General features: G+C 66.5%; 9 protein-coding genes. 2 read left to right on the top strand and 7 right to left on the bottom strand.

What is annotated here, in order from left to right; genetic code table 11:
* Window positions 1-332: 332 nt before the first annotated feature.
* The 3 genes from ASC87_RS09835 to ASC87_RS09825 are packed head-to-tail and all read right to left on the bottom strand — an operon-like array spanning window position 333 to window position 4495.
* Window positions 333-2069, bottom strand: coding sequence for a GMC family oxidoreductase (locus tag ASC87_RS09835; RefSeq protein ID WP_056660232.1), 1737 nt, complete (start codon window positions 2067-2069; stop codon window positions 333-335).
* A gap of 43 nt (window positions 2070-2112) precedes the next feature.
* The gene (locus ASC87_RS09830) at window positions 2113-2997 is read right to left on the bottom strand and encodes a transporter (RefSeq protein ID WP_056660229.1); all 885 of its coding nucleotides are present in this window, start codon (window positions 2995-2997) and stop codon (window positions 2113-2115) included.
* 34 nt (window positions 2998-3031) lie between these two features.
* Complete coding sequence (locus ASC87_RS09825; protein ID WP_056660226.1) at window positions 3032-4495, bottom strand: benzaldehyde dehydrogenase; 1464 nt, start codon at window positions 4493-4495, stop codon at window positions 3032-3034.
* Window positions 4496-4754: 259 nt separating this feature from the next.
* Between ASC87_RS09825 and ASC87_RS09820 the strand changes: the two genes are divergently transcribed.
* Complete coding sequence (locus ASC87_RS09820; protein ID WP_235582125.1) at window positions 4755-6659, top strand: sigma-54-dependent Fis family transcriptional regulator; 1905 nt, start codon at window positions 4755-4757, stop codon at window positions 6657-6659.
* Window positions 6660-6683: 24 nt separating this feature from the next.
* Here the strand turns inward: ASC87_RS09820 and ASC87_RS09815 are convergent, their stop codons facing one another.
* Genes ASC87_RS09815 through ASC87_RS09800 form a run of 4 tightly spaced genes read right to left on the bottom strand, consistent with a single transcriptional unit; the run spans window position 6684 to window position 9802 of the window.
* The gene (locus tag ASC87_RS09815; protein ID WP_056660223.1) at window positions 6684-7001 is read right to left on the bottom strand and encodes a non-heme iron oxygenase ferredoxin subunit; all 318 of its coding nucleotides are present in this window, start codon (window positions 6999-7001) and stop codon (window positions 6684-6686) included.
* A gap of 8 nt (window positions 7002-7009) precedes the next feature.
* Entirely contained in the window at window positions 7010-7492 is a 483-nt protein-coding gene (locus ASC87_RS09810) for an aromatic-ring-hydroxylating dioxygenase subunit beta (RefSeq protein WP_200954337.1), read from the bottom strand.
* A 3-nt stretch (window positions 7493-7495) separates the two neighbouring features.
* Window positions 7496-8755: an aromatic ring-hydroxylating dioxygenase subunit alpha gene (locus ASC87_RS09805; RefSeq protein ID WP_056660220.1), complete on the bottom strand. Its 1260-nt coding sequence runs from the start codon at window positions 8753-8755 to the stop codon at window positions 7496-7498.
* 60 nt (window positions 8756-8815) lie between these two features.
* Complete coding sequence (locus ASC87_RS09800) at window positions 8816-9802, bottom strand: 2Fe-2S iron-sulfur cluster-binding protein (RefSeq protein ID WP_056660217.1); 987 nt, start codon at window positions 9800-9802, stop codon at window positions 8816-8818.
* Between the two features lie 112 nt (window positions 9803-9914).
* On the opposite strand from ASC87_RS09800, the gene ASC87_RS09795 reads away from it, so the two are divergent.
* A complete protein-coding gene (locus ASC87_RS09795) occupies window positions 9915-10838 on the top strand; it encodes a LysR family transcriptional regulator (protein WP_056660267.1) in 924 nt (307 codons plus the stop codon).
* Window positions 10839-10852 lie beyond the last annotated feature (14 nt).

Below are 10852 nucleotides of genomic sequence, written 5' to 3'. Positions count from 1 at the left end.
TTGAGTTGGCGCTCTGGGATTTATCCCAAACAGCGAGTGCTCGCAACAACTTACGTGACCTCGGTCCAATTTATTCCGGACAGTAGTGGGCGAAAGCCGGGACCCACTGGACGCGTGGGCTCGAGCATGTGATGCAGAGCAGGTATTGCCTGCAGCGGGCCCAGACGTTCCACGCTGTCGAGAGAAGCGTTGAGGCGGGGGTATCAGGCCAGGTGTGACCGGAACGTCGCCGCGCCTGGACAGAGTGGGTCCCGGCTTCCGCCGGGATGACACGATAGGCGGGATGACACGACAGGCGGCTTGCCAATCGCATCGCAGTGCGCGACCAACACTCACGCGCGGCCCAGGAGAATGTCCGCCATGCGTTCGCCGATGAGGACCGTGGGCGCCATCGTGTTGCCGGTCGACACCGTGGGCATCACCGAGGCATCGGCGATCGACAGCCCTTGCACGCCGCGCACCGACAGCCGGCCGTCGACCACCGACATGTCGTCGCGCCCCATCTTGCACGTGCAGCTCTCGTGGAAGTAGGTGCCGACGGCGTTCCGAAGGAAGTTCGCCATCTCCTCGGCCGGCAGGCGACCCGGCATCACCTCTCGCTTCACGTAGGGCTTCAGCGCCTCGGAGTTCCCGATCTCGCGGCACAGCTCGATGCCACGCAGCAGCGCCTTCACGTCGTCCGGGTGGGTCAGGAAGGCACCATCGATGATCGCCTTGTCCGCCGGGTTCGACGATGCCAAGGTCACACGGCCGCGGCTCTTGGGACGCACGAGCCCGGGCGCCAGCGTCCACGCCGCGGGAGGCGGATTGAACTCCTTGGTGGTCACTTCGGACGCGAACGGCACTTCGATCTGGAACGGCTGCAGGTCGGGCGTCTGGAGCGAGGCATCGCTCTTCCAGAAGAACGTGGCCTCCGCCAGATTGTTGGCGGGAGGGATGGCCTTGTTGTATTCCCAGATGCAGCCCCCCACCAGCACATGGTCCTGGAAGTTGCGTCCGACACCCCGCGATGCCACGACCGTCCGGATGCCGTGGCGCTTCAGCTCAGCCGGGTCGCCGATGCCTGACAGCATCAGGATCTTGGGCGTGTTGATCGCCCCCGCACTCAGCACCACCCGGCGCGCCGCCCTCACGGTGTGAAGCTTGCCGTTCCGGACGAACGTCACGCCCTTGACGCGGTTCCCGGTCATCACGAGGCGCTGCACTTCTGCCCCCGTGAGCAGCGTGACGTTCGGCCGCCGAAGTGCCTGGTACAGGTAGTCCGCGGCCACGTTGCGTCGGCGGCCATCCCGGATTCTCATGTTCGCCAGCGCCGCTCCGCCGGCACCTTCCATCATCACCCCGTTCTGGTCCGCGAACTTCGGGATCCCGACAGAGGCGGCCGCATCGAGCATGGCATGGGCGATCGGGTTCGGGTCAACGGGTGGCGTGACCCACAACCGCCCTCCCTTGCCGCGCCGGGCCGGGTCGGGCTCGCCCTGCCAGTCTTCGATGCGCCTGTAGATGTCGAGCACCCGCTCGTAGCTCCACCCGGCGTCTCCAGTCTCGGCGTGCCAGCTGTCGAAGTCGTTCTTGTGGCCGCGCGACCACACCATCACGTTGATCGATGAGCCTCCACCGACGGCCTTGCCCATCGGGAGGATCAGGGACCGGTTGTTCACCGCAGGGCTGGGCGTGGACACGTGCCCCCAATCGCGCTCGCTGCGGATGTTGGTGGGCCACAGGCCCGGCGTCTGGATCGCGGGAACCTGATCCGTGCCACCTGCCTCCAGCACGAGCACACGGGCATCGCTTTCGGCGGCCAGGCGCCCGGCCACGACCGCGCCCGCGCTGCCTGAACCGACCACGATGTAGTCGTACTCGGCGGCGAGGTTGCGCGCGTTGTAGAGCTGGTTGATGGCGGCCTCGCTGCCGTCCTGCGCGAGCGCGGCTGCGCTGGACGCCCCCAACCCGGCGGCAACGGCCAGGCGCAGGAAGTCGCGCCGGTCCAGCTGGCCACGGTAGAGCGCGTCTTCGAGCGCGTTGATCGCATCGCCTTGTGCGAGTCCCGGCGTCTTCAGTTCGTGCATGATTTCTTCAGTCCGATGTGGTTTGGTGGTGATCGTCGAACGCTCAGAACAGCTGCAGCAGCCGCAGGTTGAGTCGAGACGACTCCTTGAACCCGTTGTCGACCTTGATGTCGCGCCCCCAGGTGGCCAGCAGCTGCGTCTTCGGGGCAATGAACCCGGCCGCGCCGATCTGGAACTTGGTGATGCCGGTCTCGTCGTTCCGCGAGACGCCTGCCAGCTCGGTCTCGCCCACCCGAGCGTACGACAGGCCGGCCCGCAGGTCCCAGGCGGGCGACAAGGCGTAGCGGATGAACCCCTGCAGTTGCCAGCTCGCGTCCTGCTTCAGTGCCGCGCCTTGCGGGGTCGCCTTGTCGTTGCGTCCGTAGAACGTGACGTCGGCCGCCCCGTCGAGCGTGACCTTCTCGCCCAGGCCCTGGATGTAGCCGACCTGCAACGCGTACTTCCAGCGGTTCTCGCCGAGGTTCAATGCCTTCGCGGCGTCGTACGAGCCGGTGGGCACATAGAGGAACGGGGTGATGCCGAGGTACTGCCGGTTCGCCGGGTTCTCGATGACCCAGACAGTCGCCGCGAGGATCAGGTCGGCCGTGCCGCTGCCCTTGCCGAGCGCCGGTGCCAGGTCGTCCTGGGCGCGCAGGCGGCCGAAGGGAAGGAGCAGCTGGGGGTCCACGGTGAACCCGGCGATCTTCATGAAGTGGATCGCCCGGAAGACCCCGATGTCGGAATCCAGGCCGTTGTTGCCGGGAACCTGCGCTCCGTTGGCATACAGGCGATTGCGCTCGGCATGCTGCGCATACACCACGGCCACGTTGCTTCCCTCGGGCAACGCGGTGTAGTCCCCCGCGTCGATGTCGATGGCATGCGCCTGCAGGCTCGTCATCGACATGAAAAGTGCCAGCGCGATGCGCGGCCAGTTGGGATTCGGTTTCATACTGCTTTCCTGGAGGGTCTGGTGAAAGAGCGGGTCAGAACGGGTACGTGATCGGCGTGTCCATGACGCTGACCCACTGGGTCTGCGTGAACTCCTCCAGGTTGGCCGGTCCGCCGAAGCGTCCACCGTTGCCTGAGCTGCCCATGCCGCCGAAGGGCACGTGGAATTCGTTGTTCACGGGCTGGTCGTTGATGTGGACCATGCCGGTGTGCAGCCGATGGGCAATGGCCATGCCGCGCTGCACGTTGCGCGTGTGCACCGCCGCGGCCAATCCGTACGGCGAGCTGTTGACCAGGGCCACGGCCTCGTCGTCCGAGTCGAACACCGTGATCGGCGCCACGGGACCGAAGATCTCGTCCGCGAACACCGCCATGCGGGCCGTGACATCACCGAGCACGGTCGGCCGGAAGAAGAGGCCGTCCCGGCTTCCGCCCGCGAGCAACCGGGCGCCGTCGGCCACCGCGCCTCGGACAAGCGCCTCCACACGCGCGGCCTGCTTCTCGTTGATGATCGGGCCGAGGTGGGCCGGGCCAGCATGGGGATCTCCGACATGCAACTGGTTCGCCCGCTCGGCCAGCCGGCGCGCGTAGGCGTCGGCCACGCTGCGGTGCACCAGGTGGCGTCCCGCCTGCATGCAGATCTGCCCCTGATGCAGGAACGCACCCCAGGCCCCATTGGACGTGGCGGCCTCGATGTCCGCATCGTCCAGCACCACCATCGCGTTGTTGCCCCCAAGCTCCAGCGCGCATTTCTTCAGCATGCGGCCGCACAGCTCGCCGATGGTTCGCCCCACCGCGGTCGACCCGGTGAAGGAGATCATGTGCACGAGCGGGTGCCGCACCACCGCGTCACCCGTGGCGGGGCCACCCGGCAACACGTGCAGGACGCCCGCGGGCAGGCCCGCGTCGGCGAACAACTGCGCGATGAGCGCTCCGCCGATCACCGCCGATTGCGCGTCGGGCTTCAGCAGGACGGCGTTCCCGAGTGCCAGCGCAGGCGCCACCGAGCGCATGGCCAGCAGCAGCGGGAAGTTCCACGGCGCGATGACACCCACCGTGCCGATGGGCACGCGGCGCCAGTAGTTGGTCCGCCCGGGCATGCTCGACGGGAAGATCTGTCCGATGGCCTGCATCGGCAAGGCGGCACACATCGACAACTGCTCTCGCGTGGCGTGCAGCTCCCAATCGGCTTTCGGGCCGATGGAGCCGGCCTCCCGCACGTTCCAGCGCTGGAACTCGGCAGCGCGCTCAGCGAGCAGTTGCTCCGCGCGGCGGAACACGGCGGCCCGCTGGTCGAAGGGCAAGGCGGCCCATGCGGCCTGCGCCTTGGACGCGCTGCGTGCCGCGCTGTCGACGTCGGTGGCATCGGCGATGCCGATTTCGCCGAGCACCGCACCAGTCGCCGGTTCACGCACGGGCGAGGTGCCGCCACTCGAGGACTGCCAGCCCTGGCTGAAGATGCGCGCATGCCAGTCGGGCAAGCCGTCGGTCGTACTCATACCGGTCTCCTGAAGTCGATGGGTCGGCGGCGCGAGGCGTCCGCTCCCGGTACTTCTGCAATGTGCGTACCGACCCGCCGTTCCATGGCCCGGACGACGATCTTCCCTCGTGGGAGTTGCCAGCACCGGCGTGCCGAGGGTCCCACGGACCGTCTCACTTCGAGACGCGAGACAGTGTTCGGGACGAGACCGTCCCGATCGCTCACGCCGAGCACAGGTGCAGACCTGATTGACGCGCCCATCCACAGGTGGTCTGCTCGTGCACCTGTACTGTTGGGTGTTCATGTCGATGCAAGTGCTTCCCCATTCCAGCGCGGCATACCAGCCGGAAGCCATCTGGAACGCGCGCCGCGCGTTCTTCGGCACCGGGGAATCCCCCACAGGGCTCATCGATGACGCCGTCATGCGGTCATGGCAACGCTGCAGCCAGAGCGGCCGCCAGGAGAACGAACCGATCGAGTTCCAACCCGTCGACCGGTCGCGCATCCAGCAGCTGCTGGATGCGAACGGCGAGTTGCTTGCTGCCGCACGTCCCGAACTCTCGGACCTCGCCGCCGCCGTGGCCTCCGCAGGCTATGCGGTGCTGCTGACCGACCGCCATGGCAACGCGCTCGCAGTGGATGGCGCCATCGCCCAGCGCAGCCACCCGCTGCGCGCCGCGTTCCGTGCAGGCGTCGACCTGTCGGAGGGCGCCATCGGCACCAATGCCATGGCCGTCGCCCTTCGCGAGGCCCAGCCGGTGCGGGTCCTCGGGGCCGAACACTTCTACACGGACGCGCAGATCTTCCATTGCAGCGCGGTGCCTGTCCTCGATGCACACGGCAACGTGATCGGCGCGCTCGATGTGAGCCGCGACATGCCCGGCATGGTGGGAAGTGCCATGTGGGTCGCCGCGCGCTGCGCACAGCGGATCGAGCGGCGCCTGTTCTGCGATGTCGACGCGCAGGTTCGCGTCGAGATCGATGTGGGCGGGGAGCACGTCCACGGCAGCGGCGCGTGGCTTTCCTTTTCCGCGGGCGGGCGCCTGGCCGCGGCGAATCGCTCCGCACGAAGGCTGCTTGGCCTCCCGCTCGGCGACCTGCAGCTGGGTTTCGAACAGCTCTTCGAGGAACGGTTCGGGCCGTGGATGACGGACCTGCGGCGTTCCGCCTCGGGTGCCCCGCTTCGCCTTCACGATGGCGTCCAGCTGCGTGCCGTGGCTTTCGGCGATCGGCATCGAACCAGCGTTGCCGTGAATGCGCTCCCGCTCGCGCCAGCCGCTGCGGCCGCGCGCCCCGCCTTCGGCGACCCCCGCATCGATCGCGACTTCGACCGTGCGCTGAAGACCGCCCGCGCCGGCCTGCCCGTGCTGATCACCGGCGAAACCGGAAGTGGCAAGGAAGTGACGGCACGCGCCCTCCACGCGGCCAGCGAACGTGCGAAGGGTCCTTTCGTCGCGTTGAACTGCGCAGCGGTGCCTGGTGAGTTGCTGGCGGGGGAACTGTTCGGTCATGTCGACGGGGCATTCACCGGCTCGCGGAAGGAAGGCGCCGCGGGGAAGTTCGAGGCCGCCCACGGAGGCACCCTTTTTCTCGATGAACTCGGCGACATGCCGCTCGGCCTGCAGGCCGCGCTGCTGCGGGTCCTCGACACCCGGGAAGTCATTCGCTTCGGCTGCCATCGGTCCCGGCCGGTGGACGTCCGGATCGTCTGCGCGACACACCGTGACCTTCCCCTGCAGGTGCGCAGCGGCCTCTTCCGGGAGGATCTGTTCTACCGCGTCTCCGGGTACAACCTCCACCTGCTGCCGTTGCGAGAGCGCGCGAACTTCGACACCGTCCTCGACGCACTCGTGTCGACGTTGGGGGGCCACCCCCACCAACTGGGCCCGGAACTCCGCGCAAGTCTTCGGGCCCACGCGTGGCCAGGCAACGTCCGGCAGCTGAGCCACGCGCTGCTGCGCGCGCTGGCCCTCGCCGACCCGGGCGCAGCCTTGCACCGAGGGGACTTCGAACTCGAAACCATGCCCTCGCCCGCCGCACCTTCAAGCGAAGGCCTGCTGAAGAGAGTCACCGACTCCGCCATCGAAGAGGCCCTGCGCCGGGCGAATGGCAACGTGACGGCGGCCGCCCGGATGCTCGGCATGGGACGGGCCACCTTGTACCGGCGGCTCAAACATCGCTGACCGGTTCAGGTCCGCGCGCCCGTCTCAGTCAAGCATGAGGAACACACGGCCGCCTTCCACCTTCGCCGGGTAGATGCGGATCGCTTCGGTGACGGGGTCACAGCGCGGCTTGCCGTCGCGAACGTCGAACTTTCCCTGGTGCAACGGACACTCGATCTCGTGGCCATCGAGGAATCCATCGCACAGGCGCGCGTTGCCGTGCGTGCACAGGTTGTCGCTGGCGTAGACCTCGTCACCCACGGTGTAGATGGCAACGTCGCGGCCACCGACCGCCAGGCTGGTCACGTCGTCCGGGGGGAGATCGCTTGCCGCAAGGGCATCGATCCATCGGGATTCGCTCATGGGAGACCTCAGATCGGATAGATGATCGAGTTGGGGATCATCTCGGAGTCGTAGATGCATTCGCGCGAGGCGAACTTCAGTCCATCAGGCGTGCGAACAACGGTGTCGAGGTATCGGCCGGTGTTGAACACCGTCGATGCATCGGAGAGCTTCGTGCGGAACACGGCGTAGTTCGCTTCGCAGGTGAACTGCCCGGCCGTCACGCCGCGGATCACCGGGGTGCCCACCACATGCCGCTGGTAGTACGGGTCGTGGAAGAGCGTCTCCTTGATCCCGTAGATGCGGTCCTTCAACATCCCCTTGCTGGTGAACGACAGCGTCGCGAGCGGAAAGCCGCGCTCATGGTTCTCGCGGGGCTGCAGGCGGTAGACGCACTTCTCGGTGAAGAACTCGGGCCACAGGTCCCAGTTGCCTGAATCGACCGCACTGGCGTAGTCCGCGTACAGCTGCGTCAGTGCGAGCCAGTCTTCGAAGGTGATCTTCGTGCTCATGGCTCAGGCCTCCATCACGTCCCGCCAGTAGCGGTACATGCCTCGGATCAGCGTCTCGGTCACCATGTGTTCGGTGTCCTCGACCCCATGCCCACCCAGCTCCGCGAGGGCCCGATGGAACGGCTTGCTCTCGAACGCCTGCTGAGAGAACTCGATGACCTCGCCGTCGTCCGCGGACACGAATCCGGCCGGACCGAACAGGTTCGCCTGCCGAAGGCGCCGCTCGGTCATCTCGTCGGTGTCATCCTCGAAACCGAAGTGGGTCCAGACGAAATCGAACGCGCCGTGCCCGTCGGGCTGGATGTGGCGCGTGGAAACGCTGTTGACCTGCTGCTGCAGGATGACGCTCGGGAAGATGGTGGTCATCACGGCGGTGGGGCCGTTCCACCAGGCCTCGGGGACGATGTCGAGAAAGCCCGGATCGTTGAGCTGCATGCTCTCCTTGAAGCTGGAGACCTGCGTCACCTGCTCGGACTTCCCGGCCTGTCCACGCGTCGAGATCATCGCTGCGTGGCGATGACGGTCGTCCATGCGCAACTGCGATTTGTTGTCCGCGCGCCAGAGCCCGAACGTCACGAACCAGGTGTGCAGCAGCCCCGGGTGGTACGGGTCCTTGATGTTCTCCTGCATCAGCTTCCAGTTGCCCGGAATGCGCTGCCGGTTGTAGCCGAGGATCTTGAGCTTGCGGCCGTTGAACAACCGATCGAAGTACCCCAGGATGGTGGGGCCCAGGAACGCCTCGAGCGGCTCGACCAACGGGTCGAACGATGCGAAAACGACGCCGCCTCGCGTTGCCACTTTCAGCTTGGTCAGGCCATGGTCGGACGTCTTGAACTCGGCCGGCATGCCGCCGAGCACCTGCCCGTCCTGCTTCACGCCGCGCCGGAACGGAACCCCCTGCAGGTCGCCCTTCAGCGTGTAGCTCCACTGGTGGTATGGACAGACGAACTCCTTGCGGTTCCCATGGCGTTCGCGGCAGAAGCGCATGCCCCGGTGCGCGCAGACGTTCTCCACGACGTTGATCGAACCGTCCGGGTCGCGCACCATGATGACGGAGCGTTCACCGATCACCGTGCGCTTGAAGTCACCCGGGTTCGGCACCTCGGCTTCCAGGCCCACGTAGCACCAGTGCCCGTTGTAGAAGAAGCGTTCGAGTTCACGCTTGTAGATTTCGTCGCTGGTGTACGCCACAAACGGGATGCGGTGAGTGCCGTCGGTCTCCCACCGCGCATCGCGGGGGAACACTGCAGAGGTCTCGCTCATGATCGTCTCCTTGGCAGGAATGTGTTGAGCGGAATCGTTGGTCGCGGATGGAGGGTCATGTCAGGTTCCTTGGCTGTAAAACGCATCGGCGTAGACGTGCTTGCCGGCAAGGCCCTTGCGCCGGACCGTCAGCGCGGCGGACTCCACCATCGGCGGCGAGCCACACAGGTAGGCACGCCAGCCCTCGAGGTCGCCGAGGTCTTGGTCGATGGCATCCGTCACCAGCCCGCTGCGATGGGTCGACGGGTCACCTCCGGACGCCACCACCACATGCACCGTCAGGCCCGGGTGGTCCTTCTGAAGGTGGAGAATCCAGTCCAGGCCGTACACGTCGCGTGGAGACCGAACGCCGAAGTAGAGGTGAATCGGATTGCGCATGCCGCCGCTGACAGCGCCCCGGAGGATCGACAGGATGGGCGCGAGCCCCGTGCCGCCCGCGACGCAGAGGATCGGTCCGTCATGCCGGGTGCGCAGGTAGGCAGAACCGAGGGGGCCGCTGACGCGGACGGCATCCCCCACCTTGAGCTCGTTCGCGATGTAGCCGGTGACCCGCCCGCCGGGCACGAGGCGCACATGAAACTCATACTCGCCATCGCCCGTCAGCCCCGCCATCGAATAGGGCCGGATGTGATCCGGCGTGAACTGCAGTTGCACGTACTGCCCCGGTGAGAACTCGATCGGCTTCGCGGGCTTGAGACGCAGCCGCTTGATGTCGTGCGTCATGTCATCGATCGCCACCACCGTGGACTTGACGATCCGCGCCGGGTGCACCACCACGTCGTCCGGCTCCGGGATCTCGATGGTGCAGGGTTCGGTGACGTACGCGCGGCAAGCGAGCACATAGCTGTCACCGCCGTCCAGGGGCCGCTGTTGCTCCTGGCCGCCGTCGAGCACTTCACCCTCGATGACCTTGCAGCGGCACGTGCCGCAGCGTCCCGCCATGCACGAGTACGACATCGGAATCTGCGCGGCCTGCAACGCCTCCAGCAGGGTGGCACCGGCTTCGACGCGGATGACGCGATTGAGGGGTTGAACGAGGACATCCATGAGGCGCAGTAGGTAGTCGGCTGGGACGGATGAATCTTCGCCGCGCGACGACAATCAGCCAATAGAATCACATGAATGTTCGACATCACTGTGCGTGATGAGAGGCCTGCTCATGGAACTGACCGACATCGACCTCAACCAGCTCGTGCTGTTTCACCAGCTGATGCTGGAACGGCGGGTTTCGAAGGTGGCCGACAACCTCGGCCTGACCCAGCCTGCAGTCAGCAACTCGCTCGCCAAACTCCGGCGCCTGCTGGGCGACGAGCTGTTCATCAGGACACCGTCCGGCATGGTGCCCACCCCCTTCGCGGAACACCTGGCCGAACCGGTGGGCTATGCGTTGGGCATGATCCACACCGGCCTCAACCAGCAGAGCCGCTTCGAGCCCGCCAACGTCAAGCGCGCGGTGACCGTCGGCATGACGGACATCGGAGAGATCGTTTTCCTCCCCCGGTTGGTGGAACGTCTCGCGGAGGAAGCCCCGGGGGTGACCGTGAGCACCGTGCGCAACACCGCCGTCAACCTGCGCGACGACATGGAAGCCGGCAAGGTCGACCTGGCCATCGGGCTCCTGCCACAGTTGAAGGCCGGCTTTTTCCAGCGGCGCCTGTTTCGCCAGCGCTACGTGTGCCTGTTCCGGAAAGGGCACGCACTGGACAAGAAGAAGTTGTCCCTCGCCGAGTTCCGCTCGGCGGAGCACCTGGTCGTGGTCTCGTCAGGGACGGGGCACGGGAAGGTCGACGAACTCATCCGGCGGGCGGGCGTCGAGCGAAACATCCGGTTGACCGTTCCGCACTTCGTGGGGGTCGGGCACATCCTGCAGGGCACCAGCCTCGTGGCCACCGTTCCGGAGCGCCTGGCCATGCGCCTCGCCGAGCCGTTCGGGCTGACCTACCTGCCCACCCCCGTCAAGTTGCCCGAGGTGACCATCAACGTGTTCTGGCATGCCAAGCAGCACCGGTCACCGGCCAACCAGTGGTTGCGAGGTGTTGTGTTCGATCTTTTTGCTGATGCGCAGGAAGCTTCGGCGGTCTAGCCTCCGGATCTCCT

The sequence above is a fragment of the Rhizobacter sp. Root1221 genome (assembly GCF_001425785.1).
Lineage (GTDB): Bacteria > Pseudomonadota > Gammaproteobacteria > Burkholderiales > Burkholderiaceae_C > Rhizobacter.
Note: the sequence above shows the minus strand (reverse complement) of the source record. Positions and strands in the feature narration are given on the sequence as shown.